A 17,768-nucleotide genomic window follows, 5' to 3' on the forward strand; every position below is an offset into this window, starting at 1 on the left:
TCACCACCTATTTTCAGCCGTGGGACCACCCCAAATTAATGATGCTAAATATGGATTGTCGATAAATGGGTTTCGGTTTCCCTGAGCTTTGAAAATAATTTCGTTTCGCTGAATTTCAATTGGAGAGATTGGATCTTGTGCATTCCATTTCAAGAAAAGATCGATATTCCCAACAGATTTAAAGTCTTCGTTATATCTTAAATTTAAATAAAAGATCATTCGGGAAACATCTCCTACCCATTCCTCTCCGGGATACCAAGAATTATTAGACACCAATTTGTATTTTCCGCTTCCAGAAGTAAAGTGATAGTTCCTTCTTTGAGCATTAATTTTTATATCTGCAGTTCTCAAATGATGAAGATCTGCTTCTGCATTATTATCTATATAGGAACGAGGATAAATATGCTCTGTATTGAAGGTTTGAGGTTGATGTTTATTGCTGCTGGAATAAAATTCCCTTTTATCTCGACTTTCTCCTGAGTAGATCAATAAAACATTTTTAGAATTCGAGGGATCTTCATCTGCCAAATACAAAAACTGATGTCTTTCGTAATATTCTAAAAATCGGCTGTGCTTGGCAATAGTAGTAATTGCCAATTCTTCTTTTAGATCATTTCCTTGAAGACTAAAATCTATATTTTTATAATAGGAAATAAGCTCAGTAGGAATATTCAGTTCTTCTACATTCTCAAGTGCAATTTCTGAATTTCTATTTTCAGATTTGCATCCTGAAAGGATTAGAAAGGAAAATATTAAAAATAACACCCTAATTCCCATTACTTAGGCCTTAGTTTTTCTGAAGAAGTGCCATGTAAAAACCATCATATCCAGATTCTGATGATAATAATTTCTTGTCTTTTACCAATTTGAAATCTTTCCCATGTTCACTAGCAAGAAACTTTTCTACTTGTCCTTGGTTTTCTGAAGGTAAAATAGAGCAGGTTGCATATACCAATTTCCCGCCATCCTTTACAATTCTAGAATAAGTATTTAAGATTTCGGTTTGAGTATTTTTGATTTTCTCAATAAACTCTGGCTGAAGTTTCCATTTAGCATCTGGGTTTCTACTTAGAACACCTAATCCGCTACAAGGAGCATCAATAAGTACACGGTCTGCAGTTCCATAAAGCTTTTTGATAACCTTAGTAGATTCTATAGATCTAGGATCGATATTGTGCGCATGAGCTCTTTTTGCTCTTCTTTTTAGTTCCTTTAATTTATTCTCATAAATATCAGTCGCTATTATTTGCCCTTTATTTTCCATTAAAGCAGCAATATGAAGAGTTTTCCCTCCTGCACCTGCGCAGGTATCAACAACTCTCATTCCTGGTTTAACATCTAAAAATTCTGCTACTAATTGAGAATTCGCATCTTGAACTTCGAAAAATCCCTTTTTAAAAGCTTCAGTCCTAAAAACATTCGATCGTTCTTCCAGTTGTAAAGCATAAGGATATCCTTTAACAGGCTCTGCTTTAATTCCTTCGTCATTTAATACACTTCTTAAATTATCTCTTGTAGTATTTAAAGTGTTTACTCTAAGTACAACTGGAGCTTGTTCATTTAATGCGTGAATCTCTTTTTCCCATACCTTTTCGCCTAATTCTTTCACACCCAATTCATCCATCCAATCTGGAACAGATTCTCTATACTTTCTAATTCTAGAAAGCTCATCAAACTTTCCTTTGATCTTTCTGCTTGGAGTAGGCTCAATTTGTTTCCAATCTGGTAGCGTAACCCCTCGCAAAGTAGCCCAAACAGCAAATACTCTGAATAAATTCTCTCTGGAATATGGAGCTTTTACTTCAGCAATTTCAGTATATAATCGTTTCCAACGTACAATTTCGTAAACGGTTTCTGCAATAAAACTTCTATCACGGGAACCCCAACGCTTGTCGCGCTTTAGTGTTTTCTCAATAACTTTATCGGCATAGTTTCCTTCATTGAAGATGTCTGATAAGGCATCGATGGTTGCAAATACTAAATTTCGGTGTAAACGCATAGTTTAATTTTAAGGTGGCAAAGGTACTCAATTTTGACGTCGATTATTTTATATTTGAATCAAATTCTTATTGATGAAACTATTCTACCTTATCAGCCTGTTATTAATTATTAGTTGCAATTCTAAAGAGAAGAAATCTACCCCTTCTTTTTTTACTTCCGTAGAGGTTGAAACAATTTTAGAAGACTCCATTAGTGTCAGAGCTATTGAGTTAATGGGAAATAACATTGCTTTTGCTGCAAACAATGGTATGTATGGGATGTACGATTCTCAGAAAAAAATCTGGAAAACTAATATTCAGAGATATGATACACTTGCTCCAGAGTTTCGTGCGGTGTCTAGTACAAATTCAGATTTCTTTATGTTAAGTGTTGGAAATCCTGCTTTATTGTATAAAACAGGAGATTCAGGAAGCATGGAATTAGTATATAAAGAGGAGAATGAAAAAGTGTTTTATGATTCTATGGCTTTTTGGAATGATTCTGAAGGCATTGCTATGGGAGATCCCGTAGATAATTGTCTCTCTATAATTTTAACCAGAGATGGAGGGAAAACTTGGAGTAAAATTTCATGTGAGAATTTGCCAGCTTCTGCAGAAGGAGAAGCGGCATTTGCGGCCAGTAACTCCAATATTGCTATTCAAGGTAATAAAACCTGGATCTTATCTGGAGGAATGAGATCTCGTATATTTTTCTCTCCAGATAAAGGAGAAACATGGGAGGTATTTGAAACTCCAATTATTCAAGGCACTGCTACGCAAGGAGGATACAGCTTAGACTTTTACGATGAGAATAAAGGTTTCATTATAGGAGGGGATTATACTAAACCAGATGAAAATCTAGCTAACAAAGCAGTTACTGAAGATGGTGGAAAGACCTGGAAATTAGTTGCAATAGGTCAGGAGCCTGATTATAAAAGTAGTGTGAGATATGTGCCGGGTAAAAATGGAGAGGAATTGGTTGCTGTTGGTTCTACAGGGATATCCTATTCTAAGGATACCGGAAAAAGTTGGAATAATTTGTCTTCAGATGGATTTTATACAATTCGCTTTGTTAATGATTCTACGGCTTATGCAGCAGGAAAGAATAGAATTGCAAAACTGAAGTTTAGAAAATAAGTCTAAAATCGAAAATCCGGATCGCGAGACCCGGAAATTCTAACTAACCAACCAAAACTTATTTTTATATTCTATCTAATTTCGTTTGCGTTCTGCATCTTTGCGGTCTCTATATTCCTTCCAAAGTTTTTTATTAAAATCTGACTCTAACTTTTGAAGTTTAATGATTTCTTTTGCTGAGATGATCTTTTTGAGATCTGAAAACAAGGCTTTTTTTATTTGATATTCTTCGTTCTCAATTTCCTGATATTCTTTGATCAATTTCTCGGCCTCTTGCTCAGAGAGTGTTTCAATATTTTTAATTTCATCATGCTCTCTTCTATGCAAATCCTTTTTTTTGCATTCATACCTATTATAAATAGGCCAGAATTTTTGAGCCAGAGCTGCATCCATTTGCATCTCCTGAGTTATAAACGCTACTTTCATAGCTTTTATTTGTTCTCTGTGTTCTTCTTTGTCTTTACCTTCTTGGGCCTGAACTCCAAAAAAGCTTATAAAAAGTATAATTATTAGTGTAATTTTTTTCATTTATTATTCTATTATTAATCCTGAGTCTTCAACATTTTCGCTTAAATAATCGAAAATGGCTTCATCATTAAAATTGGAGGCATTCAAACTTTCTATTATATATCCATCTTCATAAATAAGATTGGAAATATCGTAATAATCTAAATCTTCTTCATTTATATATTCCTCCAAAGCTGCATATTCTATTGTATTTATGGAATTGCTATCTGGAGAATTAAATAAAAATGTACTAAGCATCACAATAAATATTGCGGCTACTGCAGAGGCATAGTATAATCTCTTCCTTGAAAATAAATTTATAATCTTCCCTTTTGAACTATCCGAAGCTACTTTAAAAAGTATTCGGCTCTCTAAAGTACTAAAATAATCCTGTGGTACTTGAAATCCAGATTTACTCTCTTTGTCATTTTTAGAAGAGATTTCCAGTTTTTCAAATAAATTAGCTTCAAAATTCTCCATATAATTATTTGGGATCTTAAAACCAGATTTGTTTTTATATTTTTCTAAATCCATTTTCATCTAATTATTAGACTCTTAATACATAGCAAGGTTTAATCCAATTTTAAATATTCTTCAATCTTTTTAACGGCAATATGATAGGATGACTTGAGTGCACCTTCACTTGTGCCCAAAATATCAGACATTTCCCGATATTTTAATTCCTGAAAATATTTCATATTAAATACTAATTGTTGCTTTTCGGGTAGAATTGCAATAGCTTTTTGAAGTTTAAGCTGAATTTCATCTCCTTCAAAATAAATATCACTTTCTAAATTTTCAATTAAATTCTTCTGAAGTTCTTCTGAATTTAAATGAATCCGTTTAGACTTATTATTTAAAAACGTGAGAGATTCATTAGTTGCAATACGGTACATCCACGAATAGAGTTTACTGTCCCCTTTAAAACTATGGATATTCTTAAAGATCTTAATAAAAGTGTTCTGAAGAATGTCATCTGTATCGTCATGATCTTTTACCATATTTCTTATATGCCAATACAATCGTTCATTATATAGCGTAAATAACTCCCCAAAAGCATTTTTAAGAGTTTTGGGGTCTTGGAGCCTTTTTAGTAATATTCCTTCCTCTAGTTTCAAATATTAAAATTAGTTAACATTAATGTATTAAGAAATGTAGACTTAATAACCTCTATAAAAACATTTTTGTAGGAATATTGTAGGAAAAATAAGTTTTATAGACGATTAAATACATTTATTTTAGATTAAATACATAATTTATTTGGATAAGCTAATTATTCTTATATCTTTGAAGTGTTAATATTATTTAATCTTTTTTTTGCCCCAAAGATTATAAATTGAATTAAACCTAAGTTTTCATTTCCCCAAAGTGGAGACTTATTAAAAAAAAGGATGAACCTACTTCATCCTTTTTTTTATTCCAAAAAAGCAGATTTAATATATAATCTTGTATTTATTAACAAAGTGTTTTCCTATATACAACAAGAGTTTCCTCTAGATCATCTGACCAAAATTATTCGAAAGATTGCATTTCTACTAGCCTCCTATAAGTTCCATCTTTAAGGAGTAATTCACTATGTTTACCTTGCTCTACGATCTCTCCTTTTTGCATTACTACAATTAGATCTGCATTCTGAATAGTTGATAGCCTGTGCGCTATTACTATAGAAGTTCGATTCTTCATCATATTTTCTAATGCTTTCTGAACCAATTTTTCACTCTCAGTATCTAATGCTGAAGTTGCTTCATCCAAGATCATGATAGGTGGATTCTTAAGAACGGCTCTGGCTATAGAAAGGCGTTGCTTTTGGCCACCACTCAATTTATTTCCGCTATCTCCAATATTAGTATCCAAGGCTTTAGGTAAGTCTTTTACAAATTCCCAAGCGTTTGCTATTTTTAAAGCTTCAATAATCTCCTCTTCTGTAGCATTGGTTTTTCCTAATGCCACATTATCTCTTATAGAATCATTGAATAAAATAGAATCTTGAGTCACCAACCCCATAAGATCTCGTAGCGATCTCTTTGTGATCTCACGAATATCTACTCCATCTACTTTTATACTTCCAGAGTTCACATCGTAAAAGCGTGTAACAAGATTCGCAATAGTAGATTTTCCACTACCAGATTGTCCCACTAAAGCAACAGTACTTCCTTTTGGAACATTTAAGCTGAAATTCTTTAAGACCAATTCATCTTCATACTTAAAATCTATATTTTCGATTTGGACCGTAGATCTGAAGTCGGTTGCAATAACTGCATTCTTAGAATCTACAATAGTTGAAGGGGTTTCCAAAACATCAATAATTCTTTCTGCAGCTGCATTTCCTTTTTTTACCGAATAAGTAGCTTTAGAAATTTGCTTTGCGGGTGTTAATATATTGTATGCTAAACCTAGAAATGCAATAAAAGCTGCTGGATTTAAGCTTTCTTCAATTAAAACCATATTCCCACCAAACCATAGAATAATTACAATTACAAAGATCCCAAGAAATTCACTGGTTGGAGATGCTAAGTTCTGTCTATTAACAAGACTATTCAAAATATCATTTAGCTTATTGGTAGATTCCTGAAATTTGTTTTGAAACTTATCTTCAGCATTAAAACCCTTTACAATTTTTAAACTAGATAAAGTTTCCTCTACAATAGATAAGAAATTCCCATTTTCCTCCTGCGCTCTTAAAGACTGACTTTTTAATTTTTTCCCAATCAATGAAATTATAAATCCAGAGATAGGTAGAAAAATAAACACGAAAATGGTAAGCTTAGCGCTTATCATTAACATAGCAATAATAGTAAAGATAATAGTTAGAGGTTCTCTAACTATTAGTTCCAGAATGGAAAGGAAAGATGTTTGTACTTCATTAACATCGGCAGTAATTCTGGAAATTGTATCTCCTTTTTTCTTTTCTGAGAAATAAGAAATTGGCAAATGAAGGATTTTATTATACAAAGCATTTCTAACATCACGGAGTACTCCATTTCTTAGAAATGTAATGAAAAATGCCGCTAGGTATCCAAACAGATTTTTTAGAAAGAAAAGCAAAACAACAATTCCGCATATAAAAATCAATGCAGAAACTTCATCCTCGATCACTCGTTGGGTGACCTGATAATTAAAGTAGTCTACTAAATAGTCTTTGGCACTAGAAAACCCTTCATAATTTGGTTTTATAGCAACTCTTTTGCTTTTATCAAAAAGAATATCAATAACAGGAATTAGTGCGATAAAAGAAAGCGTGCTAAAAAGCGCATAAAAAATATTACAAACAATATTTAAAACTGCGAACCGCTTATATGGCCTCGCATATTCAAGGATTTTTCTAAAATAGGTCATTCGTTAATTTTAATCTACCTGAAGATCTGCTCTAATTCCGGCAATTTTTTGTTGTAGTAATTTTTGTGCTTTTTCAAAATCTTCGGAAGATTTTAATTCTTCGTTGACGCTGATATAAAACTTTATCTTTGGCTCAGTACCACTAGGCCTAGCAGCTATTTTAGAACCTTCTTCAGTATAATAGATTAAAACATTAGATTTTGGAAGATCTATTAGGGTTTCCGAATGATCTTGCATGTTTTTGGAGATTGAAGCCTGATAATCTTCTATAAGCACCACCTTTTCGCCATTGATCTCTTTTAAAGGATTCTCTCTAAGATCTACCATCATTTGTTTGATCTGTAATTCTCCTTCAATTCCTTTTTTTACAAGAGAGATCAATTCTTCTTTATAAAAGCCAAACTCCTTATAAAGCTCTATTAATTGCTTATAAAAGGAACTTCCATTTTCTTTCATTTGGGCTGCAATTTCGCAAGCGAGTAAGGTAGCGGTAGTAGCGTCCTTGTCACGAACAAACTCACCAACCATAAATCCAAAACTCTCTTCACCACCACCAACAAAATCCATCTCTGGATGATCTTTTATCATTTTAGCAATCCACTTAAATCCAGTTAAAACTTCATGATACTGTGCACCATAAGCTTGAGTAATATTTTTAAGCATTGGAGTAGAAACTATTGTAGAGGCCACAAAAGAATTTTTGTTTAACGCATTTCTCTTTTTCCATTGTTCTAATAAGAACCATGTCATTACCACCATGGCTTGGTTCCCATTAAGCAACAAAAGTTCATTATTTAGATCTCTTACAGCGATTCCCAAACGATCTCCATCAGGATCTGTTCCTATTACAATATCTGCATTTTCCTTTTCTGCTAGTTTCATAGCCATTTCTAAGGCTTCAGGTTCTTCTGGGTTTGGAGATTTTACTGTAGGAAAATTCGAGTTCGGAGCTGCCTGTTCTTCAACTAAATAAACATTCTCATAACCAGCTTTCTTCAAAACTTGAGGAGTTGCCGTACAGGAAGCTCCATGTAAAGAGGTAAAAACTATTTTTAAATTTTCTTTTGCTGAAGTAGAAGTACCAAAACTTCCGTTTTTTACTGAAGCGGCTTGAAATGCTTCATCTACTTCTTTATCTATAAATTCAATTAATGATGGATTTGCTTCAAATTTTATTTCAGAGTAATCTAAAGACTCAATTTCTTCTATAATCTTATTGTCTTGTGGCGGCACTAATTGCCCACCGTCTAGCCAGTATACTTTATAACCATTGTATTCAGGAGGATTGTGACTTGCAGTAAGTACAATTCCGCAGTGACAATCCAAGTGTTTTACTGCAAAGGATAATTCTGGAGTTGGTCTTAGTTCAGAAAACAGAAAGACTTTTATTCCATTTGCTGAAAAAATATTTGCAACTATTTGTGCAAATTCCTTACTGTTTTTTCTACAATCGTATGCAATTACAGCCCGAATTTCTTCTCCTTCAAACTCCCTTTTAAGGTAATTGGAGAGACCTTGTGTGTTTTTGCCTAAAGTATATTTATTGATCCTGTTTGGACCCGCACCCATAACCCCACGCATTCCTCCAGTTCCAAAAGCAGCATTTTTATAAAAGCTTTCTTCCAGTTCTTTTGGATTATTTTCTATAAGATTAGTTACCTGAGTTTGTGTGTCTGTATCAAAAGTATCAGTTAGCCAAAGTTTGGCTTTAGATAGGATATCGGTTTTAATTTGAGTCATGAGATCAAAATTTTAATCAAAAATAACGAATAATGCGGAAAGAGTTTATTGGATTCCGGTAGTTTTACTTATTAAGTATCTTTCGGTATCACGTCTACTTCTTAAAATAAGTTCTCCTAAAAATCCGGCAAGGAAGAACTGAGTTCCTATCACCATCAAAATTAGAGAGATAAAAAACCAGGGATTTTGTGTAACCAATATATTTGGTAATTGGTGGTACAACTTATAAAGCTTAGATATACCAATCCATGCAGCGGCCGAAAACCCAAGAAAGAACATAAGAACTCCTAAGGCACCAAATAAATGCATAGGTCTTTTGCCGAATTTAGATAAGAACCATATGCTTATAAGGTCTAGAAATCCGTTAATAAACCGATCCATTCCAAACTTGGTCTTCCCGTATTTTCTGGCTTGATGTTTAACTTCTTTTTCTGTAATGTTACTGAATCCCGCGTTTTTAGCCAAAACAGGGATGTATCTGTGCATTTCTCCATACACATCTATATTCTTTATAACTTCTTTTCTATAAGCTTTTAAACCGCAATTAAAGTCGTGTAGTTTAACTCCTGAAGTTTTTCTTGCAGCCGCATTAAAAAGTTTGGAAGGCAAATTCTTACTAAGAACAGAATCGTATCGCTTCTTTTTCCAGCCTGAAACCAGATCGAAATGTTCTTTTTGTATAAGATCATAAAGTTCCGGGATCTCTTCAGGATTATCCTGAAGGTCTGCATCCATAGTAATTATTACGTCGCCTAAAGCTTCTAGAAACCCCGCATGTAATGCCTGAGATTTTCCGTAATTTCTGTTGAATTTTATTCCTTTCACATTGACATCTTGTACAGCCAAATTGGAAATGGTTTTCCAAGACCCGTCTGTGCTGCCATCATCAATAAAAATTATTTCATAAGAATAAGAATTGGATTGCATCACCGATACAATCCAATTATATAATTCTGTTAAAGATTCTTCCTCATTTAATAGAGGAATAACTATAGATAGTTGCATTCAATTTTATTTAGACTATCCTTCCATAGGATTTTTATTCTTCATGATAAGCCCAACGATCAAAGATATGATTAATCCGAAAAACAAGTTTCCAACTAGTGATAAAGCAAATGCTATTGGGGGAGAGCTAAGTTTAGAAGTCATTCCTATAGCTGCATCTATTTGAGCTTCAGACATTTCTGGTTGCGACTCGATCATATTTTCACGTGCTGTTTCCATCACATCATTTACGAGGTCCGGTTCAATATAACTAGTAAGAACAAAAGTCCAAACAGCGGCAATAATACCTCCTATAACAGCTGCTCCAATTCCAACCTTTAGGGCTTCAGATAAAGTAAGATAACCACCATTTTCAGTTTTAAATGCTTTAATTGCTAGAGTAACCAACACTATAACGATCAAGTAAGAAATGATTCCGTATGTAATACTTGGATCAAGATATACGTTAGTTGCATACAAGATAACTCCATAAATCACAGATATGATTCCAAGCATGACCCCATAATTAAGCACAAATTTTTTAGCAGTAGCTTGTTGATTTTCCATTAAATTGATTTTGAAAGATTAGTTTTGTGGTTAGTTAACAAATATAGCAATTCGTTACAAACATAGATATTTAATGTTTTGTTGATATCATTGAAAAAATAATGAGGATATAGTTTGATATTTATTAAAAATGATTAAATTTGCCACTCGAAAAACGAACACCATTTTAAAGAATAAATAGATGAAGCAGGGAATCCATCCGGAAAATTATAGATTAGTAGCATTTAAAGACATGTCTAACGAAGAAGTCTTTCTTACTAAATCTACCGCGAACACTAAAGAAACTATTGAAGTTGAAGGAACTGAGTATCCATTAGTTAAAATGGAAATCTCAAGAACATCACATCCATTTTATACTGGTAAATCTAAATTATTAGATACAGCAGGTAGAATTGATAAATTCAAGAACAAATACGCTAAATTCAAGAAATAATTCTTGTTTTAGTGATCCTTTAAAGCCTTCAGAAATGAAGGCTTTTTTTATGGAATAATTTTCTTTAAATCTTAAGGAGAAAATATACTCAAGTAAGCAATTTAAATAATGGAATTTCATTAGTATTTTAGCATTCAAATTATAGGACATGAATTATATACTTTTTGATGGTTCTTCTAGAGACCAACTCTTACCATTTACCTTTACTAGACCGGTTGCAGATATTAGAATTGGAATTCTTACTATCCGGGAAAAATGGGAGAATTTGTTAAGTACAACCACTTCTACAGTAACCGAGGACTACTTGTCTAACAAATGGCCAATGGTAGAAATGGAGCGAAATATTATGATAAATGCTTCTTTTCTACCCACTCCAGAATTATTAATTCAAATTGAAAATCTAGAAGAAAATGAGGCTATCTTTTATGAAGAGGATATCGTCGCATTTTATACTTTAGAAGATCAAGAAGTAGATTTTTCTACCTATACCGCTTTGGAACTTGCTGGTGATCCTTTTCAGATAGCACACACTTGGGACATTTTCGCGAAAAATGGAGCTGCTATTGCTGCAGATTTTGAGCTGCTTAAACAAGACAGGGATTCTCAGCCTATCCCTGCTTCTAATAATGTGGTAAAGCCGGAAAATATTTTCATAGAAGAAGGAGCAAAGGTAGAATTTGCAACTTTGAATGCTTCTGAGGGCCCTATTTATATAGGAGCAAATTCAGAAATAATGGAAGGAAGTTTGGTTCGAGGGCCTCTGGCACTTTGTGAGCATGCAACTTTAAAATTAGGCGCTAAAGTATATGGTCCAACAACAATTGGTCCTCACACCAAGGTTGGAGGGGAAGTTAATAATGTGGTGATCTTTGGTTTTTCCAATAAAGGTCATGATGGATTTCTAGGAAATTCAGTAATTGGAGAATGGTGTAATCTTGGTGCCGATACCAATAACTCTAATCTTAAAAATAATTATACTGAAGTAAGACTTTGGGATTATGAAACAGAAGGGTTTGCTAGAACAGGTCTTCAATTCTGCGGATTAATGATGGGGGATCATAGTAAATGCGGAATTAATACCATGTTTAATACCGGAACAGTTGTAGGGGTGAGCTCAAATATTTTTGGTAGCGGATTTCCTCGGAATTTTATCCCAAGTTTTAGTTGGGGCGGAAGCGCAGGCATGACCACTTATAAAACATCTAAAGCTTTTGAGGTAGCAGAAATTGTTATGAAACGACGAGGCATCGAGTTTACTGAGGATGATAAGGAGATTTTAGAGCAGGTGTTTGAAGATTCTAAAAAGTGGAGAAGAGAGTAAATGCCTAATTCTCATTCCGTATACATTTTATGAACCCAAGATTTGTTGGTATATTTGCATCCCAAAATTTAATGGTAATTAGTTGAACACCTTGGGATGTAATATCGACACCTAGAGTTCTAGGTCTAATTTCAAAATCGAGATAAATCTCGTGGATATAAACCTCAATGAGGGATTAAAGATTTAATCAATGGCAAATCTTCAAAAAGTAGCTTTTTATACGTTGGGCTGTAAACTCAATTTTTCTGAAACAAGCACTATTGCTCGTTCTTTTAAAAATGAAGGCTTTCAAAAGGTAGAATTTTCTGAAAAAGCAGATATTTATGTAATAAATACCTGTTCTGTAACAGAGAATGCCGACAAAAGATTTAAGTCTATCGTTAAACAAGCTCAGAAAGTCAACGAAGATGCTTTTGTAATTGCTATTGGGTGCTATGCGCAATTAAAACCAGAAGAGCTTGCAGATGTTAATGGAGTAGATCTAGTTCTTGGAGCAACCGAAAAATTCAAAATTACAGATTATCTAAATGATCTAACAAAACAAGAATTTGCTGAAATTCATTCTTGTGAGATTGCAGATGCCGATTTTTACGAAAGTGCTTATTCTTTTGGAGATAGAACCAGAGCCTTTTTAAAAGTGCAAGATGGATGCGATTATAAATGTACTTATTGTACAATTCCATTAGCAAGAGGAATTTCCAGAAGTGATAATTTACAGAATGTTTTAAATAATGCGTCAGAAATCGCTGCTAAAGGAATTCAAGAAATTGTACTTACCGGAGTAAATATTGGAGACTATGGGAAAGGTGAGTTTGGAGACAAGAAGCATGAACATACCTTTTTAGACTTAGTTAAAGCATTAGATGAAGTAGAAGGCATCAATAGGTTGAGGATATCATCTATAGAGCCTAATTTACTTGAAAATGAAACTATAGACTTTGTGGCCCAAAGTAATAGTTTTGTTCCGCATTTTCATATTCCTTTGCAGAGTGGAAGTAACGAAATTTTGAAGGCAATGCGCCGCAGATACTTACGAGAATTGTATGTAGAAAAGGTAAGTCAGATTAAAAGGGTGATGCCAAATGCTTGTATAGGAGTAGATGTGATCGTTGGGTTTCCTGGAGAAACAAATGAGCACTTTTTAGAAACTTATAATTTCTTAAATGAATTGGATATTTCTTATCTGCATGTTTTCGCTTATTCTGAAAGAGAAAATACACTGGCGGCAGAAATGGAAGATGTTGTTCCATTAAGTATCAGAAAAAAGAGGAGTAAAATGCTAAGGGGACTTTCAGCTAAAAAGCGAAGAGCATTTTATGAAAGTCAGTTGGGAACTACTCACACTGTATTATTCGAAGGTGAAAATAAACAGGGCTATATTCACGGATTTACAGAAAATTATGTAAAAGTAAAAACTCCGTGGAATCCGGAGTTAATAAATACCCTTCATCAAATTAATTTAGATAAAATTGATGAGGATGGAATTGTAAGATTTACTTATAATGAGCTAGAAATCGCGAATTAAATATTCATTCCAACTGGCAAAAGATCTTTATATTTTCTTCTATTCTTGCGCATATATTTAGCAATTTCAGGATTTGTAGGTACCACTTTATGTGTTCCTTCCTGAATATAACCTAATAATGCTTCTAAAAATGGTTCTAAATATCCTCCATCTTTAAGTACTTCGGGCATTTTAAGTTTTGTTAAGAACACTTTTCGTTCTTGCTGAGAATATTCTACAATTACTAACTCTTCGTTGATCACAGATTCAAATTGTCTTAAAAACTCATTGTCTGTAATTTTTATTTCTACATCAATCATCATCGTAAGATTTTTATTCAAAGATACTTCAATACGAGGTATTTTTAAGGCTTGTTTAACTATCATTTCAATTATGTGTGCATTTCAACCGTTTTTAACACTGTTCTTTAGCTATATAATAGAATTTTCAGGCGTTGAGCATTAGAATTGGGCTTATTTTTAAATTCATAGGAGATATTGAATATTTGAAAAGAAAATTGTTTTAATTTTTATTGATTTCAGTAATTAGTAAAATAATAAGAATGATAAGATGAAAAATAACTTTAATCCCTCATTGATGGTTTAATTCCCCAAGGCCTGCCCGAAACATTCAGGCGGGCTTGCCTCGAATTTTCAAAAGTATTTTCCAATTCATACCTTGTGGGCTTGCCCCGAGGTTCTTGATCTTATTTTTCCTTTGGAATGGGATAGATTATTTGTATTCTCCATTATAATTTAATAGTTCTTATTTGTAAAAGCCAGGAAAATAGCAGTAATTTGAACAGTAAATTCATGATAATACTTCCCTTATTAATATCACATACCTGTTAAAATGCTGATTAACAATGAAATTGTGCATGTGTATTTTATGCCAGGCTTAGCGGCTAACCCTTCGGTTTTTGAGCATATAAAATTACCTGAAGATCAATTCCAGATTCATTTGTTGGAATGGCTGATACCAGAACCTTATGAAACTTTAAAAGAATATGCCTTAAGAATGAGCTCTTTTATTAAACATGATAATATTGTTTTGATTGGGGTCTCTTTTGGAGGGATTGTTGTACAAGAGATGAGTAAATATTTAGAGTTAAAAAGACTAATTATTATTTCCAGCGTTAAGTGTAGGAGAGAACTGCCTAGAAGAATGAGGTATGCATCTAATAAAGGCTTAGTGAAATTTTTACCTACCAGTTTATTGAATCATATAGATCAATTTGAAAAGTTGGCATTCGGGGATTTTTTAAAGAAAAGAGCAAAACTTTATAAAAAGTACTTATCTATAATCGATGTGAGTTATGTAGATTGGGCAATTGAGAATATGATTAATTGGGATTGTGAAAAGCCAATTCCAGGAATTGTACATATTCATGGGGATCTAGATCTTGTCTTTCCTTATAGGTATATAAATGGGTGTATAACCGTGAAAGGAGGAACTCATATCATGGTTGTGAATAGATTTAGGTGGTTCAATAAACACCTTCCCTCCATAATTTTGACAGGTAAAAAAGAAGACTGAAAATTAAAATTATTATATATGAAGATTTTGAAAATATTATTGATGAGCGTTGGATTCATTATTATTTGTGCTATTAGTATACAAGCAGTTCAAGAAGTTCCGGAAGCTGAAATTACCCCAGACCCAAAAACTAAGGTGGTATCAGAGCATTATGCGATTAATGCATTGCCAATGCCTGAAAATTTAAATTTTGCAGGGGAGCCTGTACCAATAGATAATCCTGATATTTATGAAAGGATGGATAGGGAATTGTTGGTTAATACGTATTGGCAATCTAATGCCTTATTACTGATAAAACGAGCAAATAAATATTTTCCTGTTATTGAGCCAATTCTTGCAGAATATGGTGTACCCAATGATTTCAAATATTTAGCCGTTATAGAAAGTGGGCTTACTCAAGCTGTTTCTCCTGCTCAAGCTGTTGGTTTTTGGCAAATTTTAGAAGGAACAGGAAAAGATTTTAAACTTGAGATCAATGACAATGTAGATGAGCGTTATCATATTGAGAAATCTACAAGAGTGGCTTGTGAGTATTTAAAGAAGTCTAAGGAACGCTTTGGCACATGGACTATGGCTGCTGCGGCATATAATGCTGGAAATACGGGAGTGTTAAGACAGTTGGAGAGACAAGATGTGAGTAAATATTATGATTTGTTGTTAGGAGAAGAAACAGGACGATATGTATTCAGGATCCTTGCTCTTAAGGAGATTATGAGCAATCCAAAAAAATACGGATTCAATTATGATGAAGATCAATTATATAAAGATATTCCAACGTATCAGGTAAAAGTGGATACTGCTGTGACAGATTTTGCTGCTTTTGCTAAGAATTTGAATATTAATTATAAAATATTGAAGATCCACAACCCTTGGTTAAGAGATTCCTATTTAAATAATAAATCGGGGAAAACCTACTATTTGGATATTCCTGAAAAAGGATATTATAAATAACATTTCGGAATTAAAAAACAAAAAAAAAAGGTGGCCAATTAATTGGCCACCTTTTTTGTAAACTGCGAATAACCTATACGTTAATTGATTGCAACAGTTTCTTGATTTGTATTGTATTTTTTATCACTTAATAAGTGATTAGCAATACCATCATAAATCAAATTATAATTTAGATCGAAAGATTCTTCAAAACTCTTATTTAAAGAATGTGTAACGCCTCTTCTAATGTCAAGGATCATTTTGTCCTTGTTTAATAGAAATGTTGTTGGAAGGCCTAGAGAATGCTTTAATTGACTAACAACATATGCTCCTCTATTGTTTAATTCATTTACATATAACACCTTAATATTCTCGTTATATGATTTTGCCATTTTCTTTGTGGTTTTTTGATCATCCCAAAAGAGGATCACAAAATCTATTTCTTCACTATATTTATTAGCAAGTTCATTGATTGCAGGAATTTCTCCTTCGGTAGTTACACACCACGAAGCGTATTTTATTAAGTAGGTTGGTTTTTTAAAATCGTATAAAGAAACCTCTTTGCTATTAAGTTGACTAAACTGGAAGTTGTTCATATAGCTCCCGTTTAAACCATATTCTACCAAAGAATCAAAAAGCATGGTCGCTTCTTTATAATCTCGTCGGCTATAAGCCTTTTCTGCGTTAGATTTGTATTTTGGAAGATGCAAGGCAAGTGCTTCAGAAAAGAAAATTTTATTTTCTTTCTGTTGAGCGAAAATTGGTGAAACCAATAAAATTAAAATAAAGCCTAGTAATAGTTTAATCATTCGTTGCATTTACATACTTACAATATCAAAGATATGTTAGATGTTAATGGCAGCGAAAATTAATCGTTCAAACCCCTTTAAAATAGTTAAAGTGCGCGTTTAAAAAGTTATACCCTAAGTTATTAACACTAATAGTGTTATATTTTTTTCATTTGCTGTTTCATCATGGTAATTTGCTCTTTCAGCATTCCATGTTTATCCAGTTTTTTAGCTTCGGTAAGAAGCATTTGTGCTTCCCTTTTTCTTCTTTTTGTCATTGCAATTCCGGCAAGATTTAATTTTGCCATTGCAAGATCTTGATCCATTGCTAAACCTAATTTAATAGCTTTTTTGAAGTATTTTTCAGCCTTAGTAATATTGGTTTGAGAAAGCATTAAACCATTTAGGTACCAATAGTATCCTTGTTGTTTTTGTGTAAGTGCAGTTTCGGGTTCTTTTATCTTGTCCAACCATTTTTTAGCTCCCGGAAAATCTTGTTTTCTAAGTCTTAAAAATGCCATAAGGATCATTTCATTTTTAAAATATAAAAATATGAAGATCAAAGAGAGAAGAATTAGCATAATACCATTTCCTATGTGACCTTCTATGAATTGCCACACAGATGCGATTACAATTAATCCGGCTATTACTAATTTGAAATTTTTATTGAACATAAAGCTACTTTTTTTTAAGAGCGCAAAGTTAATAAAAACAATTACAAATTATTTTAAATTTGTTTTTGGAAGATATATAAGTCTTTGTATATTTGCCCGCAGTTTTAGAGATAGGTCTAAACTAGTTAACCCAAGAATTCCACAGAAGATTAAAGATAATTAAAATGAAAAGAACATTTCAACCATCCAAGAGAAAAAGAAAAAACAAACACGGATTCAGAGAGCGCATGGCGAGTGTGAACGGAAGAAAGGTGTTAGCTAGAAGACGTGCAAAGGGTAGAAAAAAATTATCTGTTTCTTCAGAAACTAGACACAAACACTAATGAAAATTA

At 33.0% G+C, this 17,768-nt stretch carries 19 protein-coding genes; 7 read left to right on the plus strand and 12 right to left on the minus strand.

Annotation, left to right across the window (positions count from 1 at the left end):
* The gene (locus tag H033_RS0110300) at positions 1 to 777 is read right to left on the minus strand and encodes an endonuclease I family protein (RefSeq protein WP_034886185.1); all 777 of its coding nucleotides are present in this window, start codon (positions 775 to 777) and stop codon (positions 1 to 3) included.
* A gap of 10 nt (positions 778 to 787) precedes the next feature.
* Positions 788 to 1,999 (minus strand): RsmB/NOP family class I SAM-dependent RNA methyltransferase, encoded by a 1,212-nt coding sequence (locus H033_RS0110305; RefSeq protein WP_026838252.1) that lies wholly within the window; start codon positions 1,997 to 1,999, stop codon positions 788 to 790.
* Positions 2,000 to 2,072: 73 nt separating this feature from the next.
* On the opposite strand from H033_RS0110305, the gene H033_RS0110310 reads away from it, so the two are divergent.
* Positions 2,073 to 3,116, plus strand: coding sequence for a WD40/YVTN/BNR-like repeat-containing protein (locus H033_RS0110310; protein ID WP_026838253.1), 1,044 nt, complete (start codon positions 2,073 to 2,075; stop codon positions 3,114 to 3,116).
* 75 nt (positions 3,117 to 3,191) lie between these two features.
* Here H033_RS0110310 and H033_RS0110315 read toward each other — a convergent pair whose 3' ends face one another.
* From H033_RS0110315 to H033_RS0110345, 7 genes are all read right to left on the minus strand, one after another.
* A complete protein-coding gene (locus H033_RS0110315) occupies positions 3,192 to 3,644 on the minus strand; it encodes a hypothetical protein (protein ID WP_026838254.1) in 453 nt (150 codons plus the stop codon).
* Between the two features lie 3 nt (positions 3,645 to 3,647).
* Complete coding sequence (locus H033_RS0110320) at positions 3,648 to 4,157, minus strand: hypothetical protein (protein WP_155827776.1); 510 nt, start codon at positions 4,155 to 4,157, stop codon at positions 3,648 to 3,650.
* A 38-nt stretch (positions 4,158 to 4,195) separates the two neighbouring features.
* The gene (locus H033_RS0110325) at positions 4,196 to 4,741 is read right to left on the minus strand and encodes an RNA polymerase sigma factor (RefSeq protein ID WP_026838256.1); all 546 of its coding nucleotides are present in this window, start codon (positions 4,739 to 4,741) and stop codon (positions 4,196 to 4,198) included.
* A 394-nt stretch (positions 4,742 to 5,135) separates the two neighbouring features.
* Complete coding sequence (locus tag H033_RS0110330) at positions 5,136 to 6,959, minus strand: ABC transporter ATP-binding protein (RefSeq protein WP_026838257.1); 1,824 nt, start codon at positions 6,957 to 6,959, stop codon at positions 5,136 to 5,138.
* Between the two features lie 9 nt (positions 6,960 to 6,968).
* Positions 6,969 to 8,699 carry a phospho-sugar mutase gene (locus H033_RS0110335; RefSeq protein ID WP_026838258.1) on the minus strand — a complete coding sequence of 577 codons (1,731 nt, stop codon included), beginning with the start codon at positions 8,697 to 8,699 and terminating at the stop codon, positions 6,969 to 6,971.
* 45 nt (positions 8,700 to 8,744) lie between these two features.
* On the minus strand, positions 8,745 to 9,704 hold the full coding sequence (locus H033_RS0110340) for a glycosyltransferase family 2 protein (protein ID WP_026838259.1): 960 nt from the start codon (positions 9,702 to 9,704) through the stop codon (positions 8,745 to 8,747).
* Between the two features lie 15 nt (positions 9,705 to 9,719).
* Positions 9,720 to 10,250, minus strand: coding sequence for a DUF4199 domain-containing protein (locus H033_RS0110345; protein ID WP_026838260.1), 531 nt, complete (start codon positions 10,248 to 10,250; stop codon positions 9,720 to 9,722).
* Positions 10,251 to 10,431: 181 nt separating this feature from the next.
* On the opposite strand from H033_RS0110345, the gene H033_RS0110350 reads away from it, so the two are divergent.
* From H033_RS0110350 to mtaB, 3 genes are all read left to right on the plus strand, one after another.
* Entirely contained in the window at positions 10,432 to 10,683 is a 252-nt protein-coding gene (locus H033_RS0110350) for a type B 50S ribosomal protein L31 (protein ID WP_026838261.1), read from the plus strand.
* A gap of 148 nt (positions 10,684 to 10,831) precedes the next feature.
* Positions 10,832 to 12,004, plus strand: a complete 1,173-nt coding sequence (locus H033_RS0110355) for a GlmU family protein (protein WP_026838262.1) — start codon at positions 10,832 to 10,834, stop codon at positions 12,002 to 12,004.
* Positions 12,005 to 12,194: 190 nt separating this feature from the next.
* Entirely contained in the window at positions 12,195 to 13,529 is a 1,335-nt protein-coding gene (mtaB, locus tag H033_RS0110360; protein ID WP_026838263.1) for a tRNA (N(6)-L-threonylcarbamoyladenosine(37)-C(2))-methylthiotransferase MtaB, read from the plus strand.
* On the opposite strand, the gene H033_RS0110365 is transcribed toward mtaB, so the two are convergent.
* Positions 13,526 to 13,831 carry an N-acetyltransferase gene (locus H033_RS0110365; protein ID WP_026838264.1) on the minus strand — a complete coding sequence of 102 codons (306 nt, stop codon included), beginning with the start codon at positions 13,829 to 13,831 and terminating at the stop codon, positions 13,526 to 13,528. The genes mtaB and H033_RS0110365 overlap by 4 nt on opposite strands.
* A gap of 529 nt (positions 13,832 to 14,360) precedes the next feature.
* Between H033_RS0110365 and H033_RS0110370 the strand changes: the two genes are divergently transcribed.
* Complete coding sequence (locus H033_RS0110370; protein ID WP_034886186.1) at positions 14,361 to 15,044, plus strand: alpha/beta fold hydrolase; 684 nt, start codon at positions 14,361 to 14,363, stop codon at positions 15,042 to 15,044.
* An 18-nt stretch (positions 15,045 to 15,062) separates the two neighbouring features.
* On the plus strand, positions 15,063 to 15,995 hold the full coding sequence (locus tag H033_RS0110375) for a lytic transglycosylase domain-containing protein (RefSeq protein ID WP_026838266.1): 933 nt from the start codon (positions 15,063 to 15,065) through the stop codon (positions 15,993 to 15,995).
* An 80-nt stretch (positions 15,996 to 16,075) separates the two neighbouring features.
* On the opposite strand, the gene H033_RS0110380 is transcribed toward H033_RS0110375, so the two are convergent.
* Together H033_RS0110380 and H033_RS0110385 are read right to left on the minus strand one after the other, a co-directional pair.
* A complete protein-coding gene (locus H033_RS0110380) occupies positions 16,076 to 16,783 on the minus strand; it encodes a TlpA family protein disulfide reductase (RefSeq protein ID WP_231367594.1) in 708 nt (235 codons plus the stop codon).
* A gap of 137 nt (positions 16,784 to 16,920) precedes the next feature.
* Positions 16,921 to 17,436 (minus strand): membrane protein, encoded by a 516-nt coding sequence (locus H033_RS0110385; RefSeq protein ID WP_026838268.1) that lies wholly within the window; start codon positions 17,434 to 17,436, stop codon positions 16,921 to 16,923.
* A gap of 164 nt (positions 17,437 to 17,600) precedes the next feature.
* Here H033_RS0110385 and rpmH point away from each other — a divergent pair, with 164 nt between their 5' ends.
* Positions 17,601 to 17,759 (plus strand): 50S ribosomal protein L34, encoded by a 159-nt coding sequence (gene rpmH, locus H033_RS21315; protein WP_006990417.1) that lies wholly within the window; start codon positions 17,601 to 17,603, stop codon positions 17,757 to 17,759.
* Positions 17,760 to 17,768: the final 9 nt, after the last annotated feature.

It is taken from the genome of Gillisia sp. JM1, from assembly GCF_000424645.1.
GTDB lineage: Bacteria > Bacteroidota > Bacteroidia > Flavobacteriales > Flavobacteriaceae > Gillisia.

Excerpts from the sequence above, each read along its gene's own strand:
- H033_RS0110300 (WP_034886185.1), bottom strand. The coding sequence starts at position 777 with ATGGGAATTAGGGTGTTATTTTTAATATTTTCCTTTCTAATCCTTTCA.
- H033_RS0110305 (WP_026838252.1), bottom strand. The coding sequence starts at position 1,999 with ATGCGTTTACACCGAAATTTAGTATTTGCAACCATCGATGCCTTATCA.
- H033_RS0110310 (WP_026838253.1), top strand. The coding sequence starts at position 2,073 with ATGAAACTATTCTACCTTATCAGCCTGTTATTAATTATTAGTTGCAAT.
- H033_RS0110315 (WP_026838254.1), bottom strand. The coding sequence starts at position 3,644 with ATGAAAAAAATTACACTAATAATTATACTTTTTATAAGCTTTTTTGGA.
- H033_RS0110320 (WP_155827776.1), bottom strand. The coding sequence starts at position 4,157 with ATGGATTTAGAAAAATATAAAAACAAATCTGGTTTTAAGATCCCAAAT.
- H033_RS0110330 (WP_026838257.1), bottom strand. The coding sequence starts at position 6,959 with ATGACCTATTTTAGAAAAATCCTTGAATATGCGAGGCCATATAAGCGG.
- H033_RS0110335 (WP_026838258.1), bottom strand. The coding sequence starts at position 8,699 with ATGACTCAAATTAAAACCGATATCCTATCTAAAGCCAAACTTTGGCTA.
- H033_RS0110340 (WP_026838259.1), bottom strand. The coding sequence starts at position 9,704 with ATGCAACTATCTATAGTTATTCCTCTATTAAATGAGGAAGAATCTTTA.
- H033_RS0110345 (WP_026838260.1), bottom strand. The coding sequence starts at position 10,250 with ATGGAAAATCAACAAGCTACTGCTAAAAAATTTGTGCTTAATTATGGG.
- H033_RS0110350 (WP_026838261.1), top strand. The coding sequence starts at position 10,432 with ATGAAGCAGGGAATCCATCCGGAAAATTATAGATTAGTAGCATTTAAA.
- H033_RS0110355 (WP_026838262.1), top strand. The coding sequence starts at position 10,832 with ATGAATTATATACTTTTTGATGGTTCTTCTAGAGACCAACTCTTACCA.
- mtaB (WP_026838263.1), top strand. The coding sequence starts at position 12,195 with ATGGCAAATCTTCAAAAAGTAGCTTTTTATACGTTGGGCTGTAAACTC.
- H033_RS0110365 (WP_026838264.1), bottom strand. The coding sequence starts at position 13,831 with ATGATGATTGATGTAGAAATAAAAATTACAGACAATGAGTTTTTAAGA.
- H033_RS0110370 (WP_034886186.1), top strand. The coding sequence starts at position 14,361 with ATGCTGATTAACAATGAAATTGTGCATGTGTATTTTATGCCAGGCTTA.
- H033_RS0110375 (WP_026838266.1), top strand. The coding sequence starts at position 15,063 with ATGAAGATTTTGAAAATATTATTGATGAGCGTTGGATTCATTATTATT.
- H033_RS0110380 (WP_231367594.1), bottom strand. The coding sequence starts at position 16,783 with ATGATTAAACTATTACTAGGCTTTATTTTAATTTTATTGGTTTCACCA.
- H033_RS0110385 (WP_026838268.1), bottom strand. The coding sequence starts at position 17,436 with ATGTTCAATAAAAATTTCAAATTAGTAATAGCCGGATTAATTGTAATC.
- rpmH (WP_006990417.1), top strand. The coding sequence starts at position 17,601 with ATGAAAAGAACATTTCAACCATCCAAGAGAAAAAGAAAAAACAAACAC.